21 protein-coding genes and 1 pseudogene are annotated in these 22202 nt (G+C 69.4%); 9 read left to right on the top strand and 13 right to left on the bottom strand.

Annotated features, from left to right (window positions below; genetic code table 11):
* Positions 1 to 19: 19 nt before the first annotated feature.
* Positions 20 to 1030: an isocitrate/isopropylmalate dehydrogenase family protein gene (locus tag MLJ35_RS07165; RefSeq protein WP_243383752.1), complete on the bottom strand. Its 1011-nt coding sequence runs from the start codon at positions 1028 to 1030 to the stop codon at positions 20 to 22.
* A 112-nt stretch (positions 1031 to 1142) separates the two neighbouring features.
* Between MLJ35_RS07165 and MLJ35_RS07160 the strand changes: the two genes are divergently transcribed.
* The 3 genes and pseudogenes from MLJ35_RS07160 to MLJ35_RS07150 all read left to right on the top strand — a co-directional run bounded on the left by MLJ35_RS07160 (position 1143) and on the right by MLJ35_RS07150 (position 3585).
* The gene (locus MLJ35_RS07160; RefSeq protein WP_243383751.1) at positions 1143 to 1631 is read left to right on the top strand and encodes a peroxiredoxin; all 489 of its coding nucleotides are present in this window, start codon (positions 1143 to 1145) and stop codon (positions 1629 to 1631) included.
* A 75-nt stretch (positions 1632 to 1706) separates the two neighbouring features.
* Positions 1707 to 2282 (top strand): annotated as a pseudogene (locus tag MLJ35_RS16210) (GTP-binding protein); the annotation flags it as partial.
* Between the two features lie 709 nt (positions 2283 to 2991).
* The gene (locus tag MLJ35_RS07150; protein ID WP_243383749.1) at positions 2992 to 3585 is read left to right on the top strand and encodes a LolA family protein; all 594 of its coding nucleotides are present in this window, start codon (positions 2992 to 2994) and stop codon (positions 3583 to 3585) included.
* On the opposite strand, the gene MLJ35_RS07145 is transcribed toward MLJ35_RS07150, so the two are convergent.
* The 10 genes from MLJ35_RS07145 to ispE all read right to left on the bottom strand — a co-directional run bounded on the left by MLJ35_RS07145 (position 3569) and on the right by ispE (position 15529).
* Positions 3569 to 4276 carry an HAD hydrolase-like protein gene (locus MLJ35_RS07145; RefSeq protein ID WP_243383748.1) on the bottom strand — a complete coding sequence of 236 codons (708 nt, stop codon included), beginning with the start codon at positions 4274 to 4276 and terminating at the stop codon, positions 3569 to 3571. The two genes, MLJ35_RS07150 and MLJ35_RS07145, sit on opposite strands and share 17 nt — an antisense overlap.
* 7 nt (positions 4277 to 4283) lie before the next feature.
* Positions 4284 to 4814 carry an inorganic diphosphatase gene (locus MLJ35_RS07140; protein ID WP_243383747.1) on the bottom strand — a complete coding sequence of 177 codons (531 nt, stop codon included), beginning with the start codon at positions 4812 to 4814 and terminating at the stop codon, positions 4284 to 4286.
* Positions 4815 to 5092: 278 nt separating this feature from the next.
* Positions 5093 to 5767 carry an HD domain-containing protein gene (locus MLJ35_RS07135; protein WP_243383746.1) on the bottom strand — a complete coding sequence of 225 codons (675 nt, stop codon included), beginning with the start codon at positions 5765 to 5767 and terminating at the stop codon, positions 5093 to 5095.
* On the bottom strand, positions 5764 to 7254 hold the full coding sequence (hutH, locus tag MLJ35_RS07130) for a histidine ammonia-lyase (RefSeq protein WP_243383745.1): 1491 nt from the start codon (positions 7252 to 7254) through the stop codon (positions 5764 to 5766). Before hutH ends, MLJ35_RS07135 begins: the two co-directional genes overlap by 4 nt.
* Positions 7251 to 8513 (bottom strand): MFS transporter, encoded by a 1263-nt coding sequence (locus MLJ35_RS07125; protein WP_243383744.1) that lies wholly within the window; start codon positions 8511 to 8513, stop codon positions 7251 to 7253. The genes hutH and MLJ35_RS07125 overlap by 4 nt, the downstream gene beginning before the upstream one ends.
* Before the next feature lie 38 nt (positions 8514 to 8551).
* Positions 8552 to 10993: a hybrid sensor histidine kinase/response regulator gene (locus MLJ35_RS07120; protein WP_243383743.1), complete on the bottom strand. Its 2442-nt coding sequence runs from the start codon at positions 10991 to 10993 to the stop codon at positions 8552 to 8554.
* Positions 10994 to 11041: 48 nt separating this feature from the next.
* Positions 11042 to 12100, bottom strand: a complete 1059-nt coding sequence (locus tag MLJ35_RS07115; RefSeq protein WP_243383742.1) for an ABC transporter permease — start codon at positions 12098 to 12100, stop codon at positions 11042 to 11044.
* 2 nt (positions 12101 to 12102) lie between these two features.
* A complete protein-coding gene (locus tag MLJ35_RS07110; protein ID WP_243383741.1) occupies positions 12103 to 13023 on the bottom strand; it encodes an ABC transporter ATP-binding protein in 921 nt (306 codons plus the stop codon).
* 61 nt (positions 13024 to 13084) lie between these two features.
* The gene (locus MLJ35_RS16115; protein ID WP_243383740.1) at positions 13085 to 14623 is read right to left on the bottom strand and encodes an NAD(P)H-dependent oxidoreductase; all 1539 of its coding nucleotides are present in this window, start codon (positions 14621 to 14623) and stop codon (positions 13085 to 13087) included.
* A 51-nt stretch (positions 14624 to 14674) separates the two neighbouring features.
* A complete protein-coding gene (ispE, locus tag MLJ35_RS07100; protein WP_243383739.1) occupies positions 14675 to 15529 on the bottom strand; it encodes a 4-(cytidine 5'-diphospho)-2-C-methyl-D-erythritol kinase in 855 nt (284 codons plus the stop codon).
* Positions 15530 to 15549: 20 nt separating this feature from the next.
* Between ispE and MLJ35_RS07095 the strand changes: the two genes are divergently transcribed.
* Entirely contained in the window at positions 15550 to 16539 is a 990-nt protein-coding gene (locus MLJ35_RS07095) for a GNAT family N-acetyltransferase (RefSeq protein ID WP_243383738.1), read from the top strand.
* Positions 16540 to 16639: 100 nt separating this feature from the next.
* Here MLJ35_RS07095 and map read toward each other — a convergent pair whose 3' ends face one another.
* A complete protein-coding gene (map, locus tag MLJ35_RS07090; protein WP_420843028.1) occupies positions 16640 to 17437 on the bottom strand; it encodes a type I methionyl aminopeptidase in 798 nt (265 codons plus the stop codon).
* A gap of 46 nt (positions 17438 to 17483) precedes the next feature.
* Between map and MLJ35_RS07085 the strand changes: the two genes are divergently transcribed.
* The 5 genes from MLJ35_RS07085 to MLJ35_RS07065 are packed head-to-tail and all read left to right on the top strand — an operon-like array spanning position 17484 to position 20929.
* Positions 17484 to 17837, top strand: a complete 354-nt coding sequence (locus tag MLJ35_RS07085) for a hypothetical protein (RefSeq protein ID WP_243383736.1) — start codon at positions 17484 to 17486, stop codon at positions 17835 to 17837.
* Positions 17837 to 18460 carry a hypothetical protein gene (locus tag MLJ35_RS07080; protein WP_243383735.1) on the top strand — a complete coding sequence of 208 codons (624 nt, stop codon included), beginning with the start codon at positions 17837 to 17839 and terminating at the stop codon, positions 18458 to 18460. The genes MLJ35_RS07085 and MLJ35_RS07080 overlap by 1 nt, the downstream gene beginning before the upstream one ends.
* Complete coding sequence (locus MLJ35_RS07075) at positions 18457 to 19746, top strand: hypothetical protein (RefSeq protein WP_243383734.1); 1290 nt, start codon at positions 18457 to 18459, stop codon at positions 19744 to 19746. The genes MLJ35_RS07080 and MLJ35_RS07075 overlap by 4 nt, the downstream gene beginning before the upstream one ends.
* Positions 19747 to 19748: 2 nt before the next feature.
* Positions 19749 to 20288 carry a DUF1697 domain-containing protein gene (locus tag MLJ35_RS07070; protein WP_243383733.1) on the top strand — a complete coding sequence of 180 codons (540 nt, stop codon included), beginning with the start codon at positions 19749 to 19751 and terminating at the stop codon, positions 20286 to 20288.
* Positions 20289 to 20323: 35 nt separating this feature from the next.
* Positions 20324 to 20929: a TMEM175 family protein gene (locus tag MLJ35_RS07065; protein WP_243322023.1), complete on the top strand. Its 606-nt coding sequence runs from the start codon at positions 20324 to 20326 to the stop codon at positions 20927 to 20929.
* Positions 20930 to 20950: 21 nt separating this feature from the next.
* On the opposite strand, the gene MLJ35_RS07060 is transcribed toward MLJ35_RS07065, so the two are convergent.
* Positions 20951 to 22021, bottom strand: a complete 1071-nt coding sequence (locus MLJ35_RS07060) for a DUF3187 family protein (protein ID WP_243383732.1) — start codon at positions 22019 to 22021, stop codon at positions 20951 to 20953.
* Between the last annotated feature and the right edge of the window lie 181 nt (positions 22022 to 22202).

Genomic DNA, 22202 nt, shown 5'->3' with positions numbered 1-22202 from the left:
CGAACAGCGGAATGCAGGGTCAGGACAGCCGATCGCGGATGGCCCGGCCCATCGCGGAGGTGCCGAGGGTGCCGCCGAGATCCCGTGTCTTCGCGCCGTCCGCCAGAGCGCCTGACACGGCGGTTTCCACCGCTTCGGCCTCGGCTTCCCAGCCCAGGTGCCGGAAGAGCAGAGCGGTGCTGAGGATCATGCCCACGGGGTTGGCCAGGTTCTTGCCCGCAATGTCCGGCGCGGAGCCATGCACCGGTTCCGCCAGGAGTGCGCAGCGGAAGGGGCGGTGCGGTGCCCAGCTCAAGGAGGGAGCCGTGCCCATGCCGCCGGCGAAGGCCGCGGTGAGGTCGCTGATGAGGTCCCCCAGGTAGTTGTCAGCGGCGATGACGCCGAAGGAGCCGGGATCCTGCACCAGGGCGCAGAGCAGGGCATCCGCGTGCATGGCGCGGGCGGACACCTCGGGATGCTTTGCCTGGAGTTCCTGGAACAGCCGCACCCAGAGTCCGTGGCCATGCTTCAGCACGTTTGCCTTGTGCGCCAGGGTGAGGGTGCAGCCCCGGTGCGCGGCTCTGACGAAGGCCGCCTCCAGGAGGCGGCCCACAGCCACCTCCGTGTGGACGGCCAAATCCACGGCCCGCCCAGGCTCCGTGGATCCCTGCAGGCAGTAGGCTCCCTCCGTGTTCTCCCGGAAGACCTCGAGATGGAGCCCTTCGGGTCCGGTGCCGGGTAGGGGCCGGCAGGGGCGGAAGTTGATGGTGAGTTCCAGCCCCTGCCGGAGGCGCAGGAGGATCGCCTCGGCATGGCGCCCGTCCGGCACCCGCGGATCGCCCACAGCCCCGAACAGGATGGCGTCGAATCCGTCGCGGAGATCGGCATAGGCGGCCTCGGACAGGGTCTCGCCCGTGGCGAGGAAGTGCTCCGCCCCGTAGGGCATGGGGATGGCCTCCAGATGGCGTCCCCGTGCCCTGGCCCAGTCCAGCAAAGGCCTGGCTTCGGCCATGACCTCCGGACCGGCTCCGTCGCCGGGGATGAGGGCCATGCGTATCGCGACATCCAAGGTGGCTGCTCCGTTTTCTGTTCCCGTGCCAAGCCGATGGTGCCACACTCCCACCCCTCGGGAGGCGGCCATGGGTCGTGGATGGAGGACGGCGATGGGAATCCTGGCGATCTTCGGCGCGGCCAGCGCAGGGGGTGTCAAGGAGGGGATGAAGGCCCCGGCCTTCGAGGCCCGGGACCAGCATGAAGCCCTCGTCCGCCTGGCGGATTTCCAGGGCAAGTCGGCCGTGGTGCTCTATTTCTATCCCAAGGACGACACGCCGGGTTGCACGGCCGAGGCCTGCAGCCTGAGGGACGGGTTCGCGGCCATCCAGGCCGCGGGGGCGGTCATCCTCGGGGTGAGCGCGGACACCGCGCAGAGCCACAGGGCCTTTGCCGAGAAGTTCCGCCTGCCCTTCAGCATCCTGGCTGATCCCGACCGGCGGATCATCGAGAGCTACGGGGTGAAGATGCCCCTCCTCGGCATGGCCAAGCGGATCACGGTCCTCATCGACCGGCAGGGCATCGTCCGGAAGGTCATCACCGAGGTCCGCACGAAGGACCACGATCAGCAGGTGCTGGCCCTCCTCAAGAACCTGTCCTGAAGGCGGAAAACCCGCATTTGCGTTGAGCCCGGCGGGTTTTCCGGGCTAAACTTATTTCTCCCAAGAGGTTCAGGAATGGTCTTCTTCAACCACGCCACCCGGCAGATGACGGCGAAGATCGTCTACTACGGGCCCGGCCTGTGCGGAAAGACCACCAACCTCAACACCATCTACAGTAAGACGAGCCAGAGGGCCCGCGGCGAGATGGTCAGCCTCAACACCGAGACCGACCGCACCCTCTTCTTCGACCTGCTGCCCATGGATGTGGGCGTGGTGGCCGGTTTCAGGACCAAGCTCCAGCTCTACACCGTGCCCGGCCAGGTGTTCTACAACAGCACCCGCAAGCTCGTGCTCAAGGGTGTGGACGGCATCGTCTTCGTGGTGGACAGCCAGGTGCCCATGCTGGACGCCTGCCGCGAGAGCTGGATGAACCTGGAGGAGAACATGCGGGAGCTGGGGCTCAACCTCCAGGACATCCCCGTGGTCTTCCAGTGGAACAAGCGGGACCTGAAGAACGTGGTCTCCGTGGATGAGCTGGAAGCGGTCTTCAATCCCCGGGGCGTGCCCAGCTTCCAGTCCGTGGCGTCGGACGGGACGGGCGTCTTCGAGACCCTGCGCGGCATCACCAAGCTGGCCCTGTCCCACATCAAGACCCACGTGCTCGAAGAGCCCCAGGCGGTTCCCGCCCCCATGGCTTCCCAGGTGCCTCCGGAATCGTCCGAGATCGAGGCGCTCACCTTGTCGGACCTGCCTTCCGTCACGGATCTCCTCGACATGGATGGGCCCGTCCAGCCGTCCGGGGTCGGCCCGCTGCCGGATCTGGACGACGATACCGGCATCTTCATCGAGGCGCCCCATCTGCCGGAACCTCCCGCGGGAGACGACGGTCTGGCTTTCCTCATGGAGGAGGGCGAGCCCGGGCTCGATGCCGAGGCCTTCTCAGGCCTCCAGGAGGAAGCCCCGATCGCAGAGGCCCAGGAACCGGCTCCGGAGGCCGTGACGCCTTGGGAACCCGCGCCCGCCGCCCTCCCGCCCGCGCCCAAGCCCGTCGTGAAGGCCGATCCGCTGGCGGCCCTGGCCTCTCTGAAGGTCGAGGCCCGGCGGCCGGCCCCGCCCTCCAGGAACCCCGATCCCAAAGTCGCCATCTCCTCGCTGCTCGAGGAACTGACCCAGGTGGGCCGACAAGGCGCCCCGTCGGTGCTGCGGATCGAGGTTCCCTCGGACCTGGAGGGCCAGGAGATCGAGGTGGTCGTCCAGCTGCGCCACCAGGGGGTGATCCTGGCCGAGGGGCAGGTTCAGCGGCCGGCCCCGGCCAAGGGCAGCACGGCCAAGCTCAGCGTCGAACTGAAGCGGAACTGACATGGCCTTCCGCCCGCATGCCTTCTGCCTCGCGACCCTGCTCGCGGTACCCCTGGCCGCGGCCCTGCCCGGGTGGTGGACCGCCTTCCCGAAGGTGCCCGTCCTGGCCAGCCGGTTCCGCCAGGAGAGCGACAGCGCCGTGTTCGGGAAGATGGCCCGGGAGGGGAACCTGCTGCTGGCCCGGGGAGGGAAGCTCAAGGTGACCTACGACTCGGGCCTGACCGTGACTTCCGATGGCCGCCACCTGGTGCAGTACGATCCCGACACGCGGACAGCCCAGCGGGTGGAACTGGCCCGGGCCGTGCGTGACTTCCCCCTGCTGGGGATCCTGCTGGATCCCGCCCGGATCGGGACCCTCTACCGGGCCGAATCCGCGGGCGGGGAGGCCGTCAAGCTGGTGCCCCGGGCGCCGGACATCCCGGCCCTGACCGCCACGGGACGGAAGGGGCTGCTGCACACCCTCGAGTGGACCGATCCCACGGGAGCCCGCCAGCGGCTGGAGCTGCTGGACCCGAAGACACCGCCGTCCCCGGGCCCGACCGCCTTCAAGGCCCAGGTCCCCCCCGGTACCCGCTGGGCTACTCCGAACGGCTGAAGGCGTCGAAGACTTCCGCCTGCGGGAACCGCTCCCGCAGCCAGGCGTCGAGTCCCGGCACCGTGTCGAAGATGCGCTCGGCCCCCGCGTCCTCCAGCTCCCACCGGCTGCCGTAGCCCCAGCCCACCCCGATGGCCTCGAGGCCGTGGTCCCGGGCCGCGATCATATCCACGCCCCGGTCGCCGATGAATACGCCACCGGGCCAGAGGGTGCCCTGGCGCACCAGGCCAGCCACGACGTCGGACTTGGGCTGCCAGCGCCCCTTCAGGGTGCTGCCGAAGATGTCGTCGAAGATGAGGTTCAGGTCGAACTGGTAGGCGATGCGCCGGGCGAAGAGGGCCGGCTTGGCGGACACGATGTAGATGCGGTGGCCCTGGCGCTTCAGGCGGTGCAGGAGGTGGAAGACGCCGGGGTAAAGCTCATGCTCGAAAACGCCATCCTCCCGGTAGCGGTCCCAGTAGAAGTCCAGGGCCTCCTCCAGCCGTTCCGGATCCTGAAGGCCCTCCAGGGTGGCCAGGGACTCGCGCATGCCGAAGCCGATCCAGCCGCGGACCGTGGGCTCGTCCGGAAGGACCAGGCCGAACGCGTCGCAGGTCTTCCGCAGGCAGTTGCGGACGCCCAGCAGGGGGTCCACCAGGGTTCCGTCCAGGTCGAAGCAGACGAGGCCGGGCGCCTCCTCCGAAGCGGTCATCGGCGCCCTACTTCTTCTTCTTCTTCTTGTCGAAGGCCTCGATGGCGGCCCGCACGAAGGCGTGGGCCTCGTCCTTGCCGCCCCAGCCGTCGCTGGAGACGCTCTTGCGCTCGAGATCCTTGTAGGTGAGGAAGAAGTGCTCCACCTCGAGCAGGAAATGCGGGGGCAGGTCGCTGCGGGACGTCACATGGGCATAGGTGGGGTCGTCCGTCGCCACGGCCAGGACCTTCGAATCCAGACCCTTGTCGTCCCTCATGCGCAGCAGGCCGATGGGCCTGGCGCGCATCACCACGCCGGGATAGGTGGCGCCGTTGATGAGCACGAGGATGTCCGCGGGATCGCCATCCTCGGCCAAGGTGCCGGGGATGAATCCGTACTCGGCCGGATAGTGGAAGGGCGAGAACAGCACCCGGTCCACGTGGACCAGGCCCGTGTGGTGATCGATCTCGTACTTGATCCGGGAGCCCGTGGGGATCTCGATGATGGCGTTGACGATCTCAGGCGCCTGCTTGCCGGGATCAAGGTGGACCAGGGACATGGAAGCTCCGCGTAGACCTCGATTTTCACATGTCCTGTGACGCGCGTCACGCGATCTGGTGGTCCGCTTCCGCAGCCTGGTGAAGGCCTCGCGCTCCTCCCGCCGGGTTCAGCCTCGGGGGCCGGCTGCAGGTGCTCACGGGCATCGGAGCCGTTCACGGCCGCCAGGGCCGGTGCCATGGAGAGCTTCCATTTGAGGCGGGCCTGAGGCGGAAGGCGATCCCTTCTGGCGCAGGGTTGCGCAAGGGAGAGACTCCAGGGCAGGTGGGAGCAAGCCGCTCATGGAGGCGTGGCTTTCATGGGGTCGGACCACTCCCGGCGCAGCTGGGCGTAGTGGGCCTCCAGGAAGGCCAGGCGGCGCCGGCCCTCTTCGCGGGCCGGCTCCGTGTTGAAACTGGCGGTGATGCTCCGGGCCAGCTCCAGCCAGGCCTCGCCGCGGCGGAGGATCTCCGCCGTGGTGATGGGCTGGAACGCGCCGCTGATGCAGCCGAAGTGGATGAGGCTCGCGGCGCCGATCTTGCTCAGCTTGTCGCAGTCCCAGAGGCAGGCGGTCTCCAGGGGCTCCAGCCGCTTCGTGAGCTTCAAACCCACGTGGTGCTCGATGGCGTGGCGCACGGCGGGGATCTTCCCCGGCGGGAAGTCCGTGGCCGAAAGGATCTCCTCCACTTGGGCCGAGGCGTCCTGGGCGTGGGTGTCCTTGGCGTGCGGATCCTTGAGCCGCTTGGCCACGTCATGCAGCCAGGCTGCGCACTCCACCACTTCGAGGTCCGCGCCCACCAGGGGCGCCAGCCACCGGGCCAGGAGCACCGCCGCGTAGGTGTGCTCGAAGCGGTAGTTGAAGATGGGCTGGTATTCGCCGTTCACCTGGTGGCCGATGCCCCAGAACCGGATGGCGTCGGCATCGGAGAAACGCCGGAGCGCCAGTTCGCAGGCAGGCCGCCAGGGGGTGGTCATGGGCAGACGTCCTGGTGGGCGCGGAGGGCGCTGAGGGTGGCGTCGATTTCCTGGAACATCACCCGGTCGGTCCAGGGGGCGCAGGCTTCCGCCAGGCGGGCGACCAGGGGCTGGAGGCCCGCGGCCGGGGCGAGCCCGAGGATGCGCAGCCCCTCGAGGGCCATGCGGGCCTCGATGGCCAGCACCTGCTCGAGGGCGTCCACGGCGCGCAGCAGCTTGCGGGCGGCGATGGGACCCATGCTGACGTGGTCCTCCTTCCCGGCGCTGGTGGGGATGGTGTCCACGCAGGCGGGGTGGGCCAGACCCTTCATCTCGCTCACCAGGGCGGCCGAGGTGACGTGGGCCATCATGAAGCCGGATTCGAGGCCGCCGTTCTGGGTGAGGAAGGCCGGAAGGTCCGAATAGGCCGGGTTCACGAGGCGCTCCTGCCGGCGCTCGGAGATGCTGGCGAGGTCTGCCGCCGCGATGGCGAGGACGTCGCAGGCGAAGGCGGGGTACTGACCGTGGAAGTTGCCACCGGAGCGGGACTCCTGGGTGTCTGTGAAGATCATCGGATTGTCCGTGGCGCTGTTGAGTTCCCGCTCGAGGATGGCCCCGGCGAACTGGAGGGCGTCCCGCGTCACGCCGTGGACCTGGGGGATGCAGCGCAGGCTGTAGGCGTCCTGCACACGGTGGCAATCCTTGTGGCTTTCCGAGATCTCGCTGGAGGCGCCCAGGATGCCTCTCATGCGCTCGGCCACCTCGATCTGGCCCGGGTGGGGCCGCGCGGCGTGGATGCGGGGATCGAAGGCTGCGCGGGTGCCCCGCAAGGCCTCCAGGCTGAGGCCCGCGATCTCGTCGGCGAGGTCCGCCAGGCGCGCGAACTTCTCCGCGGCCAGGTTGCCCAGCGACGTGATGAGCTGGGTGCCGTTGATGAGGGCGAGTCCCTCCTTGGCCTGGAGGGTCACGGGCTTCAGGCCCGCCTTCGCCAGGGCCTCGCCGCCGGGGATGTGCCCTGTTCCGGACCACGCCAGACCTTCGCCCACGAGGAGCAGGGCCATGTGGGCCAGGGGGGCCAGGTCGCCGCTGGCGCCCACGCTGCCCTGGCTGGGCACCACGGGCACGATGTCCCGGTTGAGGCATTCCACCAGCAGCCGGATGGGCTCGGGACGGATGCCGCTGTGGGCCTTCAGCAGGCAGTTGATGCGCGCGGCCATGAGGGCCCGGGTCTGGTCCTTGGGCAGGGGCTCGCCCACGCCGGCGGCGTGACTGCGCACGAGGTTGAGCTGGAGCTGCTGGAGCTGGTCCGGGGGAATCACCACCGTGGCGAACTGGCCGAAGCCCGTGTTGATGCCATAGACCGTGCGGCCCTCGGCCACGATGCGGTCCACCACGGCCCGGTTCTCCGTCACGAGAGCCAAGGCGCCTTCGTCGAGGGCGACGCCCTCGCCGGCGGCGATGCGCGTCAGCAGCGGGGCGGTGAGAGAGCGTCCATCGAGGCGGATCATGCGGGCACCTTGCGGGAGAGGGTGAGGGCGAGGAGGAGGGCGAGGCCCATGGTGAGGCCGGCCACCGTGTACGAGGCCTGGCCGCCCCAGCGGGCGAAGGCGAAGGTGCCGACGGCCGGGCCGATGATGCGGCCCAGGCCCGTCATGGCGTTCAGCACGCCGAAGAGGCTGCCCTGATCCTCGGGCGGGGTCAGCCGGCTGGCGAGGGCCGAACCGGCGGTGTTGCTCATGCCGCTGCCCCAGGAGAGGGGGATGAACAGCAGCACGAAGGGCCACATCCAGGCGGCCTTGGGCATGAGGGGCAGGGTGATGCCCAGGATGAGCAGGCCGGCGATGAGGGCCATCCGCTCGGGGATGCGCTTGGAGACCATTCGCACGAGGCCGCCCTGGTAGATCACCATGAGGATGCCGATGCCGGCGAAGAGGAAGCCCACCTCCCGCTGGTGGAAGTCGAACCGGGCATGCACGAGCAGGGCGAAGGTCCCCTCCATCATGGAGAAACCCGCCATGGCGAGCAGGGACACGATCAGCAGCTGGGGCATGCCCGGGCGCTTGAAGGCCTTCACCAGGGCATGGCCTCGGGTCTCGCGGGAGCGCGCCCGCGCAGCGTGGTCGAGGGTCTCGGGAACCCACAGGGCCACCAGGAGAGAGGCGGTCAGGGACAGACCCGCCGCCACGAAGAAGGGCAGGTGCCACCCGCGGGTCGCGAGCAGGTGATGACCGAAAGCGCTGCCGCTGAGGATGCCGGCCATGGCGGGGCCCAGCACGAAACCCAAGCCGAACGCGGCGCCGATCATGCCCATGGCCTTGGAGCGCTCCTCCGGGGCCGAACTGTCTGCCATGGCCGCCTGGGCCACTGAGATGTTGCCGCCGGTGATGCCATCCAGGATGCGCGCCGCCAGCATCCACTCGAAGCGGCTGGTGAGGGCCAGCATCAGGTAGCCGATGGCCGACCCCACCAGGCTCATCCACAGCACGGGCTTTCGCCCCACCTTGTCCGAGGTGCGGCCCAGGATGGGCGAAGCGATGAACTGCATGAGGCTGAAGCTGAGGAAGCCCACACCGGCCCAGAAGGCTCCCGGTGTCGTGCCCGAACCGCCGAGGCCGAGGAAATGGTTGACGCCCTCCATCCAGGCGCTGGGGTGGTCCGCGATCTCCTTGGCATAGAGGGGCAGGATCGGGATGACGATGCCGAAACCCAGGAGGTCGGTGAACACGGTGAGAAAGATGGCCAGCCTGGCGCGCTTGGAAGACGGCATGAGGATCTCCAGCCGACCAGTTTAGCTTGGGATGCGTCTCAGCTTCCCAGGGCTCTCTGGATGACGGCCTTCAGGTCCTTGAGCTGGTAGGGCTTCTGAAGGAAACCCGTCGGTCCGCCTTCGGGGAAGGTCTGGAGGGAGTCCTGCTCCGAATACCCACTGCTGAGGACCACGGGGATGGTCGGATCCAGGTTCCGCATGGTCCGGAAGGCCTCCCGGCCATCCAGGCGGGGCATGGTGAGGTCCATGATCACCAGATGGAGGTTCTTCCCGTGCTCACGGAATCGCTCCAGGGCCTCGAGGCCATCCTGGGCGACCAGCACCTGGAACCCGAGTGAATCGAGGGCCGCCCCCGTGGTCCGGAGGATTTGCTCCTCGTCGTCCACGAGGAGCACGAGCCCTCGGAAGGGCGCCGGCTCGGGTTGCGAGGCCTGTCTGGATCTGGAAGCGGGGGCCTCGTCCGCGGCGGGGAAACAGAGCCTGAACCGGCTGCCCCGGCCGACCTGACTGGTGATGTTCAAGCCGGCGCCGTGGCCGCGGAGGATCCCGAGCATGGCGGAGAGACCGAGCCCCCGGCCCGCGGCCTTGGTGGTGAAGAACGGATCGAAGATGCGGTCCATCACCTCGGGCATCATGCCGCAGCCCGTGTCTTCGACTTCGAGAAGCACGTGGCGCCCTGGTCGGGGAGTCTCGAGCCTGAACTCGTTCCGGAGGGTCGAGACGTCGAGATCCCGGGCCGAGGTGGTGATGTGGATGGTGCCTTCCCGGTCGCCGATGGCGTCGGAGGCGTTGGTGACCAGGTTCATGATCACCTGCTGGAACTGGGCCGCGTCGGCTTGGATGGCCGGGAGGTCGGCGGCCAGCTCCAGGTGCAGGCGGACCTTCTTGGAGATGGATACTTCGAGCAGATGGGTGAGGTCCTGGACGACGGCGTTGAGGTCGTGGGGCCGGACCTCGAAGTGGCCCCGTCCCGAGTAGGCCAGCATCTGCTTCGTGAGTTCGGTGGCGCGCAGGATGGCCGCCTCCATGTTGGCGAGGTAGGGCCGGGCCGGGGCGGTTTCGGGGAGCTTGAGCTGGGCGAGGTTCAGGTTGCCCAGCACCACGGTGAGCAGGTTGTTGAAGTCATGCGCGATGCCTCCCGCCAGCACGCCCAGGCTCTCCAGCTTCTGGCTCTGGCGCAGCGCCTCCTCGGCGCGCCGGCGGTCCGTGATGTCGAGGAGGTAACCCAGGTGGTAGCCGGGGTCTGACCCCTGCCCGGCCACCGAGGTGCTGAAGTCGTAGAACCACCGGTATTCCCCGGCAGCCGTGCGCAGCTGGTACTGCTGCTCGTAGTGGGTCTGGCCCCGAGCCCTGGAGGCCGCCGCGGCCAGGTGGATGGCCTCCACCTCATCGGGATGCACCAGGCTGTTGTAGGGAACTCGGCCGCTGACGAGGTCCTCCGGGGTGTAGCCCAGGATGGCCTGGACGTTGGGGGACACGTAGTCCACCGGCCACCCCTCGGCTGCGCGCCAGCGCACCACCATCACGGGTCCGCCCACGAAGAGCCCGCGCTCCGCCTGGAGCGCCTGCTCGACGGCCTTGCGATCCGAGATGTCCCGGGTGATGGAGAGCAGGCAGGGCGTGCCATCCACCTCCATGATCTTCCCGGACATGAGGCCCGTGAGGAGGCTGCCGTCCTTGCGGCGGAAGGGGGCCTCGAGGCCCGTGAACTCCCCGTGGTCGTGGATGAGGCGTACGGCCCGCTCCCGGTCCCCGGACTGGGCCCAGATCTTCAGTTCCAGGGCGGTCCGGCCCAGGGTCTCCTCCCGTGTCCACCCCGTGAGGCGCGTGAAGCCCTCGCTGACGTCGAAGTAGGTGCCGTCCGTCAGCCGGGTGAGGTTGATGGCGTCGGGGCTGGCCTGGAAGGCCTTCGAGAACTTGTCCTCGCTGAGTCTGAGGGCGTCCTCGGCCGCCCGGCGCTCGATGGCCATGGCCACCTGGCCCGACACGAAGGCAAGCAGGTCCCGCTCCTCGGGGGTGTAGCGCCGGTCGCCCTCGTAGATCTGGATGGCCAGGACCCCGAACACACCCTCGGCACCCAGGAGGGGAGCCCCCAGCCAGTCCAGGAAATCCGTTCCGAACGGCTCGACCTCGCCGGAGGCCTCCAGGCCGAGCAGGATCTCCCGGTCCAGGAGCAGCGGCTGCTCTGTGCGGAGCACGTACTCCGTCAGTCCGCGACGAAGCTTCCGGGGTTCGGGGGCGGGATCCTGGGTGTCCACGAAATAGGGGAAGGAGACGGTTTCCGAGGGCCGGTCCCACAGGGCGAAGTAGAGGTTCTCCGCCGGCATGAGGTCGCGGATGATGGCGTGGACCCGGCCGTAGAGCTCGCGCAGGTCCGTGGCCCGCATGGCGGCTTCCGCGATGCGGTAGGTGGCGTTCAGGTAGCGGCGTACCAAGGCCAGGGCCTCGGCGGGATCCTGGGGTTCCCCTGGCGGATGCATGGGGCCGTTATCGGGTCATCTGCCACCCGGCTGTAGAACTGGACGGGTTCAGGCCCATCGGAACCGCCGCACCGCCAAGGCGAAGGCCGCCAGGCCCCAGACGGCCACGATGGCCAGACCGGCCCCGTGCCCGGCCAGGGAACCCCCATCGTTGAACACCGCCCGCAGGGCCCGCAGGAAGGGGGCCAGGGGCGCCAGGGCCACGGCGTGCTGGAGCCAGGCCGGGGCCGAATCCAGCGTGAAGTAGACGCCGCTCAGCAGCATGAGAGGGAAGAACACCAGGTTCGAGATGGCCGCGTAGCCTTCGGAGGTGTCCGCGAAGCCGCTGAGGGCGAAGCCGAAGGCCATGAAGCAGCCCGTGCCCAAGGTCATGATGAGGAACAGGTCGATGAACGAGCCCTGGTTCTCGATGCCGAAGACCAGGCGGCCCACCAGCAGCAGGATGGCGGCCTGGATCACCGTCACCGTCAGGCGGTGCAGCACCTGGCCCAGGAGGAAGATCCACTTGGGCAGCGGCGTGACGGCCAGGCGGCGGAACTTGCCCTTCTCCCGGTAGGACACGTTCACCATGCCCACGCTGAAGAGCCCCATGCTGACGAGGTTCAGTCCCAGCAGGCCCGGCAGCAGGAAGGCGGCGTAGTTGGCGGAGTGCTTGTGGCCGGGGCTCTCTACCGAGACGGGGATCCGCTGGGGCTCGGGCGACCCGCTCAATCGCGCCTGGGCCATGAGCCAAGCCTGGTTCACCAGCCCAGCCGTGGCGCCGGCCTGGGCCATGAGGTAGCTGTTCAGGCGCAGGCGGTAGCCCGCGCCATCGGTCTCGAGTTGGGCGGCGGTCTCGCCCCGCGCCCAGCGGGCCTCGGCCTCGACCTTCGGGAGGGTCTGGACCTTGAGCTGGACATCGGCCAGGGCCTGATCCAGGGCCGTGTCCTGTGGGCCCGGAGCCGGGGCCTGTACGCGAACCACGGAGAGCTTCGGCCCCCCGCCGTCCCGGAAGATGACGCCAAAGCCCAGCAGCAACACCACCGGGAAAGCGAAGGTCCAGAACATGGCCACACGGTCCCGGCGGTAGAGCCGCCATTCCATCGCGAACTGGCGCCACAACATCATCGCTACTCCCTCAGGCTGCGGCCGGTGCGGTGCAGGAAGACATCCTCAAGCGTGGCCCGGCGGACGTGAACCTGCTGGAAGGGGACGGTGGCGGCCTCGGCGGTCTCCAGCAGCCGCGGCAGCAGGGCCTTGGGATCCGGCGTGGGGATCTCCCACAGGTCCGCCCGGCGCTCCACCGGCTGGCCCAGGCGGCCTGCGAAGGTGGCCGGATCCGGCGCGGCCCCCTCGAAGGTCAGCTCGACCACGCTGGGAATGGCCAGATCCGTGATCAGCGAGGCCGGCGTGCCCGTGGCGATCACCTTCCCGTGATCCATGATGGCCAGCCGGTCGCAGAGAGCCTCGGCTTCGTCCATGTAGTGGGTGGTGAGCATCACCGTCCGACCCTCGGCCTTCATGCGGCGCACCACGTCCCACAGGCTGCGCCGGGCCTGGGGATCGAGGCCCGTGGTGGGCTCGTCCAGGAAGACCAGCTCGGGGTCGTTCACCAGGGCCAGGGCCAGCGCCAACCGCTGCTGCTGGCCGCCGCTGAGGGTGATGTGGTAGGCGTCGGCCTTCTCCTGGAGCTGCACCAGCTCCAGCAGCTCGCCGGTGCCCCGGCGCTTCGGGTAGTAGCTGCCGTAGAGGTCCAGGGCCTCCCGGGGCGTGATCTTGTTGAAGAGGCTGGTGCTCTGGAGCTGGACGCCGATGCGGGCGCGGATCTCCTGTCCCTGCTTCGCCCAGGTGAGGCCGAGGATCTCGATGTCACCGGCATCCGCGCTGGTGAGGCCCTCGATGATCTCCAGCGTGGTGGTCTTGCCCGCGCCGTTGGGACCAAGCAAGCCGAAGACCTCGCCCCGGGCCACCTCCAGGTCGACGCCGTCCACGGCCACCACCTTGGGAAAGGCCTTGCGGAGGCCGCGGATTCGCAATGCGGAGCCGGACATGGACACCTCGGAACCCACCATCATGCCCGGGTTCGATTCGATGTGCGCACAGGAAGGCGGGTCAGGACAAGTGGACCAGCGGGATGATCCCGAACCACAAGAGGTAGGTCAGGGCCAGGGCCATGATCCCGTCGATGCGCTCGCAGGGCGCGCCGCGGCGGAGGTAGCGGAGGATGGCGCGGACCAGCAGCAGCGCGTGGGGGAGGGCCAGGAAGATGGCGAGCCCGCTGGTACCGGCGAAGATCCCCAGCCCCTGCCAGGCCACCCCGCAGGCGGCTGCGGCCACGGCGAAGACCAGGGCGGCCCAGGCGGCGCCCCGGCGCCCCAGGAGCACCGCCAGCGTCCGCTTGGCCACGGCGCCGTCAGCCTCGTGATCCGGCAGGGCGGAGAGCGTGATGGCAGAGAGGGTGGCCAGGAAGAGGGGCAGGCCCATGAGCCAGGGGAAGGGATCCCGCCAGACGCCCGTCTGGAGCAGGCCCCCCACGAAGATGGCCGCGAAGCTGTGGGTGAGGCCCACGTCCAGCTCCCCCAGGCCGCGATAGACGAGCTTGAGGGGCGGCACCGTGTACCCCACCGCGAGGATGGCCAGGGCGAGCATGGCCGCGAGGCCCGGACCGGCCGGAGCCAGGGCGGCGCCCAGGGCCGTCAGCCCCGCGCCCAGCGCCAGGGCCAACGCGGCCATGGCCCGCCGGACGTTCTGCGGATGGAGCTCTCCGTCCGCCAGCACGCGGCTGCCGCCGTTGAAGGGGCCCGCGTGGCGGTTGAGGCGGTCCGTGCCCTGGTCGAACCACTCGTTGCTGACGACGGTAAGCGCCTCCATCAGGAAGAGGCAGAGATAGCCGAGCCAGTAGATCCGGTTCGAAAAGGCGCCCCCGTGCCTCGCCGCCGCCAGGGCGCCGATGGTGTAGGCCACCCAGGCCATGGGGTAGAACTGCAGGCGGAGCAGGCGTAGCCAGGCTCCGGCGCGACGCAGGAAGGCATGCCGGCGGAGGCGGCCGGACAGGCGTGCCGCTTCGTCCCCCGCCGCATCCAGCCACCGGGCCCGCACCTCGGCGGTGGAGGGCTTCACGGGGGCGAAGGTGGAGATGAAGGTGGGTGCCACGCCGCAGAAGCCCAGGGTGGCGCGCCGCATGGCCTGGTGGCCGGGCTGGCGGTAGATGAGCCGGTAGGCCCAGGACGGCGTGTCCAGGGTCACCAGCAGGTGGGCCGAGCGCCCCTTCAGCAGCTTTGCCCAGGTGGCGGGGTCTTCCTCATCGGCCGCGAAGGCGAAGCCCGGCGTGAGCACACGGTCGAGGAAGCCCTTGAGCAGGGCGGGCAGGGTGCCCCACCAGGCCGGGTAGACGAAGACCAGGTGGTCGGCCCAGCGGATCAGGGCCTGGGCCCGGGCCAGGTCCGGCTCCAGGGCCTGGTCCCTGGGCGAGGGCGTCCGCACATTGGGCTCGAAGGCGAGGCTCGCGAGGTCCAGGCGCAGCACTTCGAAGCCCGCGGCCCGGGCGCCCTCTGCGTAGGCCGAGGCCAGGGCCCCGCAGAAGCTGTCCACGCGGGGGTGTCCCAGGATCACGAGGATCCGGCGGGCCCGCTGTTCCGAGGATGCCGGCACAAGCCCTCCCTGGGGACCGGGCCATCCTACTCCTGGAGTTCCTGGAGCGGGTCAGATGCGCCAGAGGCCCCAGTCGGGCTGGAGCCCGGAGATCCGCCCTGCGGCCTCGTCCCGGGCCTGGACGCTGTCGTACCGGGCCGCCCAACAGCTGCCGGAGCCGCAGAGCAGGGGCTCGCCGCCGGTATCGCGCAGGGCGTCGCGCACCTCGGCCAGGGGTGGACACACCCACAAGGCCGTGCCTGTCAGGTCGTTGCGCCAGGGCGGAGCGGTCCCTTCGGGCAGGGAGGCCAGCGCCTCGGGGAAGGGGTAGCCCACGTCCTGGATGGCCCGATACACGCTCGGTGTGCTTACATGCAGGCCGGGATGGACCAGCAGGATGGGTTCCAGCGGCACCGGCCGCAGGGGGAACACCCGCTCGCCGCGGCCCAGGCCCAGTACGGTGCCGCCCAGGAGGAACAGGGGCACGTCGCTGCCCAGGCGGGCGGCGAGGCCCAGCAGCACCGTGTCGGTGAGGCCCAGGTCGAACATCCGGTTCCCCAGCCGCAGGGCCGCTGCCGCATCGCTGCTGCCGCCGCCGAGCCCGGCGCCGTGGGGGATGCGCTTCTCCAGGCGGAGGACCGCGGGCAGGGGGCGCTTCGCGGCCTCCTCCAGGAGGCGCCAGGCTTTGATCACCAGGTTCGATTCGTCTGCCGTCAGGCCCAGGCCGGTGCGGCCGGTGATCTCGAGCGCCAACACCTGCGCGGGCTCGCCCGCAAGCGTATCCGTCAGCTCGGTCACACCCTCCAGCACGGTGGTGACCAGCTCAAGCTCGTGGAAGCCGTCCGCCCGCCGCCCGAGCACGGCGAGGAAGCGGTTGAGCTTGGCGGGGGCCTGGACCGTGAATCCCATGGCTCCAAGGTAGCGCATCGCTCCGCTAGGCTGGTCGGATGGTCCTCTTCTTCCGCACCCTCTGGAAACTGCTCACGCTCTGGCGGCGTCCGGGACTCGATCCCCTGGATGTCTCCGTGCTGCATTTCCGCGTGTGGCCCAACGACCTGGACATGAACGTCCACATGAACAACGGGCGCTTCCTCAGCATCATGGACCTGGGCCGGTTCGACCTCACGTTCCGGACCAGGCTTGGCCGGGCCATGCTGAGCCACCGCTGGAAGCCCCTGGTGGGCGGCATCACCATGCGCTACCGCCGCAGCCTCGAGCTGTTCGAGCCCTTCACCCTGCACACGCGCCTGCTGGGCTGGGACGAGAAGTGGGTCTTCCTGGAGCAGCGTTTCCTGAAGCGGGACGGCGATCTTGCGGCCGAAGGTGTCGTGAAGGCCCTCTTCCGGGGGAAGGCCGGCAACGTCCCCATGGCCGAAGTGCTGCGCCTGATGGGCTACGACGGGCCCCAGCTCGACGTGCCGGAGCACGTCCGCCGATGGTCTGAGGGTAGCGCTCCTGCCCGGCCAGCCACCCCCGGGATGCCAGCTCACCCGGATGGCTACCGCATCTCCCTGGATTCGGGGGAGCTCCAGGTCGACGTGATCCACGGCTACCTCACCCGCAGCTACTGGTCCCCGGGCATCCCCCGCGAGGTGGTGGCACAAGCTGTGAGCCACAGCCTGTGCGTGGGCGCCTATGCCTCCGATGGCGCCCAGGTGGGTTTCGCAAGACTCGCCACGGACCACACCACCTTCGGGTACCTGGCGGACGTGTTCGTGCTGGAGGAGCATCGAGGCCGGGGGCTATCGAAGGCCATGGTCCGTGCCCTCATGGACCTGCCCGAGGTGAAGGGCATGCGCCGCCTGATGTTGGCGACCCGCGACGCCCACGGCCTCTACGCCAAGCTGGGCTGGAGCCCGGTCACCGATCCCTCTCCTTTCATGCAGGTCCAACGCAAGGACCTCTACCAAGCCCAGGACCCGAATCCTGAAGGCTGAATGCCGGTAGGCGAAGAGGTGGCGCGAAATACGCGTTCGCGTGCTTCGTATGCGCTCGGACGCAGCCCACGCGCCTGAGGGCTGATCCCTGAGGACTGCTTTACAGGCCGTCCTCGAGCTCGAACTCCGGATCGGGAATCGAGAGGATCTCCGGTCCGTCCTTGGTGATGGCGATGTCGTGCTCGAACTGGGCAGAGAGCTGGCCGTCGCGGGTGCGGACGGTCCAGCCGTCAGGCTCCACCAGGCACTTGTGGCTGCCGAGGTTCAGGATGGGCTCGATGGTGATGGTCATGCCCGGCTCCATGCGGAAGCCGGTGCCTGGCCGCTGGTCCGCGAAGACCACCTGGGGATCCTCGTGCAGGTCGCGCCCCAGGCCATGGCCGATGTACTCGCGCACCACGGAGTAGCCGCGCTCCTCCGCGAAGGTCTGCACGGCCGTGGCCATGTCGCCAAGGCGCTCGCCGGGGCGGCAGTGCTCGATGCCCACGTACATCGCCAGCTGGGCCGTCTGGATGAGGCGGCGGGCCTCCTCGCTGATCTTTCCCACGCCCACAGTGAGGCAAGTGTCGCCATGGAAACCGTCCAGCTTGGCGCCGCAGTCGATGGCGATGATGTCGCCCTCCTGGAGCACGTACTTGGAGGGGATGCCATGCACCACCTTGTCGTTCACCGATGTGCAGAGGGTGGCGGGGAAGCCGTGGTAGCCCTTGAAGCTGGGCGTGGCGCCCTGCTGGCGGATGTAGGTTTCGGCCACGCGGTCGATCTCCAGGAGGCTCACGCCGGGCTTGGCGGCGCGGGCGGCCAGGCGGAGCGCGTTGGCGGCCACGCGGCCCGCCTCGCGAAGCTTCTCGATCTCCTTGCGGCTCTTGTAGCGGATCTGTTCTCGGATCAGGACCATCTTGCCCTCGGTCACCAGTCTAGCGGGGTGGCGGTAGAATGTCGGCATGGCGCGACCTCCGAAGACCCTGGTGACGACAACCCTGCTGGCTTCCGCCCTGGTGGCGGGCCTGATGGCCTGCCGCGGCGTTCCGGCAAGGCCCGCCTCGGTCTCCCAGGAGGCCATGTGGTGCCCGGAATCGAAGGAGGGCATCTTCCTCAAGGTGGGAGGCCACCAGGGCACCCTCTGGCAGCTGGAGATCTGGGACCGCAAGGGCCGCTCCCTGGCCTCGGGCTCCTTCCGGCTGCGCGGCTTCGCCAAGGCCAAGATCGTTCCCGAGGAAGTGGTGTCCTGGCAGAACGGCGTCCTGCAGCTGAAGGACGGCACCGTGCTGGTGCAGGAAGCCCCGGCCGCGCCCTGATGTCCTATACCCGCGAGGAGAAGGACTGGCTGGAGCGCGAGTGGGCCTTCCGGGCCTGGGGCCGCGCCGGCCTGCTCAGCACCGACGACTACCGCCAGGTGCTGGCCTGGGAAGCCGAAGGCGTGCCCATGGACCTGGTGGTGTCCGCCCTCAACGCGTTCTTCGATCGCCGCGGGAAGCGTGAGAAGCCCCGCACGTTCGTGGCCCTCAAGCACCTCGACCGCGACGTGGCCAAAGCCGTGAAGCTCCGGGAAGCCGTGGCCCGCGCCGGGCCCGAGCTGGATGCGGGCAGGGGCTGGGACCAGGTCAAGAAGCCTCTGGGAGGCGACCCCGCCGCGAAGGCGGCCTTCGAAGCCTGGCAGCGCCTGCGGGTCGTCGCGCCCTCGCCGGAGTCCGCGGGCTACCTGGCCCATCACGACCAGGAGCGGGAGGCTCGCGCCGCCCTGCTGGCCCTGGCCGAGGACGCCCTCGGGCCGGCCGCCGAAGGCCTGAAGACCGAGCTGCGACAGCGCCTGGAAGCTTCCGACATGAAGGAAGGCAGCCTGGTGTGGAAGCGGGCCTGGAACCACCACTGGGCCCGCCTCGTGGCGGCCGCCTGGAACCTGCCGCTGGAGGGTGCATGACGGTCGATCCCCGCTGGCAGCAGCAGCTGGAGGCTCCGACAGAGCAGTTCTTCGGGGCCTTCGCGACCCAGCTCGCCCAGTCCGATGGCCTGCGCGACGGGGTGCGCGAGGCGGTGAAGACCCTCGTCCCCCGCATCGACTGGGAGGCCTACCTGCCCCACGTGCCGCACGGCATCCTCGGCCTGCGGGCGGTGCTGCGCCTGCAGCCGCTGCTGAGCGAGGCAGGCTTCCACCGGGCCCTGGCCACACAGCTGCACATGGCCGCCCACGAAGGGCGCCGGTCGCCCCAGAACTTGGCCCAGGTGTCGGCGGCCAAGGGCAGCGGCCACTGGCCGAACCTGGAGGCCTTCATCCAGTCCCGTCGGCCCGGCCTGGCCTACGCCGAGGCCCAGGGCTTCGACCATCCCGCGGAAGCCGACTTCCAGCGCCTCCGCGGGCTCACCGAGCTGGACATGGCCACGGTTGGGCACAAGGCGGTGGTGTGCGACCATCTCGCCGACCTGCACGAGCGACTGGAGCGGCCCAAAGCCACCGGGCGGAGGCTCCTCGGCTTGGCGGCCTGGGTGGCGGCCTCGCCGGAGGACACCTTCTGGTCCCGCCGCGCCGCCAAGCGGCTGGGTGACGCGTCGAGCGTGCCCTGGGCCCCGGCCACGCTCGACGCGGCGGCCTGGGAATCCCAGGTGCGCGAGATCTGCGACCTGGGCCTCGTGGCGCTCCTGGATCCCTTCACGGCCCGGCTGAAGGCGGGCCAGGGAAGCGGGGACACACTGGCGGCCCTGGTCCTGGCCGCTTCCGAGAAGCAGCTGGACGCCCGGCGGGACCTGGAGGGCAAGACGGCGTGGACGTACGTCTACCTGGCCGCCGTGGCGCGCGCCCGCTCCGCGGACCCGCGCATCTGGTGCCAGGCCGCGGCCCTGGTGAACCTCTTCCCCACGGATGAGCCCGAGGAGCGGGTGCGGGCCGCCCGGGTCGCGGATCCGGACGCCGGGGCCCTGACGGAGGCGATCCTGGAGGTGGAGCCGGCCCTGGCCATGGCCCATGCCGGCGGGCTGGCGCAGGCAGGCCGTGCAGAGGCGGCCCTGGCCGCCCTGGCCGAGGCGGCAGTCCAGGACGATCCCACCTTCAACCACGCCCACCAGGTGCTGGCGGTGGCCGCCGCCGCCGACCTGCTGCCAGATCTGCCGCTTCCCGCGCAGGAGGCCATGGTCGTGGCCCTGGCCAAGAGCCTCGCCAACAGCCAGGGCAGCGGCGACCTGGGACGGCTGGCGGATCGGGCGCTGGGATAGCCATGCCGAAGACGTTCGCCTTCCTCCGCGCCATCAACGTCGGAGGCCACACCGTGACCATGGCCGATCTGAAGGAGCGCTTCCAGGAGCTGGGCCTGCAGGGCGTGGAGACGTTCATCGCCAGCGGGAATGTGGTTTTCGAGGCGGGCCGGGCAGGCGAGGCGTCCCTGGCGACGCGCCTCGAGGCGCACCTGGAGGCCAAGCTGGGGTTTCCCGTGGCCGTGTTCCTGCGCTCCGGCGCGGAACTGGCGGCCCTGGTGGCCGGCTGCCCCTTCGATGCCTTGGAGCAGGCGGAGGCCCGAGCCATGAACGTGATCTTCCTCCGGGCGTCGCTCACGGGGACCCAGGCGGCCCGCCTCCGCAGCCTGGAGACGGCGGAGGACGACTTCCGCTTCCACGGCCGCGAGGTGTGGTGGCGCTGCCGAACCAAGCAGAGCCAGTCCGCCTTTTCCAACGCCGTCTTCGAGAAGGCCTTGGGCCTGAAGGCGACGTTCCGGGGCCTTCCCACGCTCCAGCGGCTGGTGGCCAAGCACCTGTCCTAGCCAGGTTGTGAAACAATCGCGGATCCGAGGAGTTCATGGGCAAGAACCGGCTGGAAGCCTTCAGTGACGGCGTGATGGCCATCATCCTCACCATCATGGTGCTCGAGCTGAGGGCGCCCCACGGTGACTCCTTCGCGGCCCTCCGGCCGCTCCTGCCCACCTTCGTGGGCTATGCGCTGAGCTTCATCTACATCGCCATCTACTGGAACAACCACCACCACATGCTCCACGCGGCCAGGAAGGTGAACGGGCCGATCCTGTGGGCCAATACGCACCTGCTGTTCTGGCTCTCCCTGGTGCCCTTCGCCACGGCCTGGATGGGGGGCAACCACTTCGCGGCCGGGCCTGTGGCCCTCTACGGGTTCATCCTGCTCATGGCCGGCCTGGCCTACTACCTGCTGAGCCGATGCCTGATCCATCACCACGGCAGGGGATCGCTTCTCGAGGCGGCCGTGGGCGGGGACTTCAAGGGAAAGATCTCCGTCGCGATCTATGCCGCCGCCATCCTCCTCTCCTTCGCCAACCGCTGGGCCGGGTTCGCCCTCTACTGGGTGGTCGCCCTCATCTGGCTGGTGCCGGACCGGCGCATCGAGAAGATCCTGGCCCGCGAGGCCGCCGGGGAGGATGGCTCCAGGCGCTGACGGGAGAGGATGGGATCCAGGTCAGAACCGGTACGTCGCGCCCAGGGCGAAGGAGGCGTCGTCGGTGTTCTCGTGGTGGGTGATGTTGTTCACGTAGCGGAAGGTCAGCGTGGTCCGGCGGTTCAGGTAGGCATGGAAGCCCAGGTCGTGCTGGAGGCTGTTGTCGTGCAGCTTGGCGAAGGGCTGGGGCGTGCTGAAGCCGCTCAGGAAGTAGAGCTGGAGGAAGGGCTGGATCACCTTGTTGCGGCGCCCCTGCCAGGTCAGGTGGGCTCCCAGGTCGGACGTGTAGTCGAGCTGGTTGTAGGCGGCGTTGCCGCGCCCCCGGTGGGTGTAGGCGGCGCCGGCGTAGATCACCTGGGTGGCGGAGGGCTGCCACCAGCCGCTGAGCCCGCCCTCGACGTCCCAGCCTGACTTGAACGAGTTGTAGGTGCGGGCAAGGGGTGGCTTCACCGTGAGGGTCGCGCTCAGGCCGGTGGTCGCATCCTGGTGGATCAGGTGGACCAGGCCGAACAGGGGGTCCTGGACACGGGTGGGCTGGGCGCCCTCCCGCACGAAATCCAGGCGTCCGTACCGGATGGTGGCCACCACGGCCTGGTTGCGAGCCACCTCGGTGCGCCCCCACTGCTCGAAGCCGAAGGTCTTGTGGAAGGTCTCGATGGGGGTGTCCAGGTCGCCTCCGCCGTGGCGCTCCACCGGCAGCTCCGCCCAGACATCCGTTCGGTCGGTGAGGCCGCGCCGCACCTGGAGGGTGGTCCGGGCGATCTCCTCGTCGAAGTAGAAGATGAAAGGTGCGGTGGGATACTCGGCGGCCAGGGCCTCCAGGGAAGCCCGGTCCATGCGGTGGCGCCCCTGGAACCAGGCGGGCGGATGGTCCTTGATCAGGTCGGAGAACTCGAAGATGTTGGCCCGGACATGGGTGAGGGTCACCTGCCAGCGACCCCGGCCGATGGGGCGCGGGGCCTGGGGCTGATAGGTCATGGGGGCCTGGAGAAGGGTGAACATGTTCCGGGTGGGCAGGGGGCCCATCTCGGGGTAGGGCTCGTCCTGGGCCTGGAGGGACAGGCCGAGGGCCAGCGCGAGCGCGGCGCGCATGGGGAGAACTCCTTTGGGACCGCACGACTTCAACCCGCCCGGAAGGGGGGTGAGCGGCGGAGATGGTTGGAACCAGCGGTGGAGGAGGCGACCGGTCCCGATGGGGGCGGCCTCGGCGGCGGAGGGACCGGAGGAGGACGCTTTCCCAACACTCGATATTGAGAAAGGTAATCATCCTCAC

The sequence above is a fragment of the Geothrix alkalitolerans genome (assembly GCF_022808885.1).
GTDB classification, from domain to species: domain Bacteria; phylum Acidobacteriota; class Holophagae; order Holophagales; family Holophagaceae; genus Geothrix; species Geothrix alkalitolerans.
Note: the sequence above shows the minus strand (reverse complement) of the source record. Positions and strands in the feature narration are given on the sequence as shown.

Coding starts and splice junctions, on each gene's coding strand:
- MLJ35_RS07165 (WP_243383752.1), bottom strand. CDS start 1,030: ATGGCCCTCATCCCCGGCGACGGAGCCGGTCCGGAGGTCATGGCCGAA.
- MLJ35_RS07160 (WP_243383751.1), top strand. CDS start 1,143: ATGGGAATCCTGGCGATCTTCGGCGCGGCCAGCGCAGGGGGTGTCAAG.
- MLJ35_RS07150 (WP_243383749.1), top strand. CDS start 2,992: ATGGCCTTCCGCCCGCATGCCTTCTGCCTCGCGACCCTGCTCGCGGTA.
- MLJ35_RS07145 (WP_243383748.1), bottom strand. CDS start 4,276: ATGACCGCTTCGGAGGAGGCGCCCGGCCTCGTCTGCTTCGACCTGGAC.
- MLJ35_RS07140 (WP_243383747.1), bottom strand. CDS start 4,814: ATGTCCCTGGTCCACCTTGATCCCGGCAAGCAGGCGCCTGAGATCGTC.
- MLJ35_RS07135 (WP_243383746.1), bottom strand. CDS start 5,767: ATGACCACCCCCTGGCGGCCTGCCTGCGAACTGGCGCTCCGGCGTTTC.
- hutH (WP_243383745.1), bottom strand. CDS start 7,254: ATGATCCGCCTCGATGGACGCTCTCTCACCGCCCCGCTGCTGACGCGC.
- MLJ35_RS07125 (WP_243383744.1), bottom strand. CDS start 8,513: ATGCCGTCTTCCAAGCGCGCCAGGCTGGCCATCTTTCTCACCGTGTTC.
- MLJ35_RS07120 (WP_243383743.1), bottom strand. CDS start 10,993: ATGCATCCGCCAGGGGAACCCCAGGATCCCGCCGAGGCCCTGGCCTTG.
- MLJ35_RS07115 (WP_243383742.1), bottom strand. CDS start 12,100: ATGATGTTGTGGCGCCAGTTCGCGATGGAATGGCGGCTCTACCGCCGG.
- MLJ35_RS07110 (WP_243383741.1), bottom strand. CDS start 13,023: ATGTCCGGCTCCGCATTGCGAATCCGCGGCCTCCGCAAGGCCTTTCCC.
- ispE (WP_243383739.1), bottom strand. CDS start 15,529: ATGCGCTACCTTGGAGCCATGGGATTCACGGTCCAGGCCCCCGCCAAG.
- MLJ35_RS07095 (WP_243383738.1), top strand. CDS start 15,550: ATGGTCCTCTTCTTCCGCACCCTCTGGAAACTGCTCACGCTCTGGCGG.
- map (WP_420843028.1), bottom strand. CDS start 17,437: ATGGTCCTGATCCGAGAACAGATCCGCTACAAGAGCCGCAAGGAGATC.
- MLJ35_RS07085 (WP_243383736.1), top strand. CDS start 17,484: ATGGCGCGACCTCCGAAGACCCTGGTGACGACAACCCTGCTGGCTTCC.
- MLJ35_RS07080 (WP_243383735.1), top strand. CDS start 17,837: ATGTCCTATACCCGCGAGGAGAAGGACTGGCTGGAGCGCGAGTGGGCC.
- MLJ35_RS07075 (WP_243383734.1), top strand. CDS start 18,457: ATGACGGTCGATCCCCGCTGGCAGCAGCAGCTGGAGGCTCCGACAGAG.
- MLJ35_RS07070 (WP_243383733.1), top strand. CDS start 19,749: ATGCCGAAGACGTTCGCCTTCCTCCGCGCCATCAACGTCGGAGGCCAC.
- MLJ35_RS07065 (WP_243322023.1), top strand. CDS start 20,324: ATGGGCAAGAACCGGCTGGAAGCCTTCAGTGACGGCGTGATGGCCATC.
- MLJ35_RS07060 (WP_243383732.1), bottom strand. CDS start 22,021: ATGCGCGCCGCGCTCGCGCTGGCCCTCGGCCTGTCCCTCCAGGCCCAG.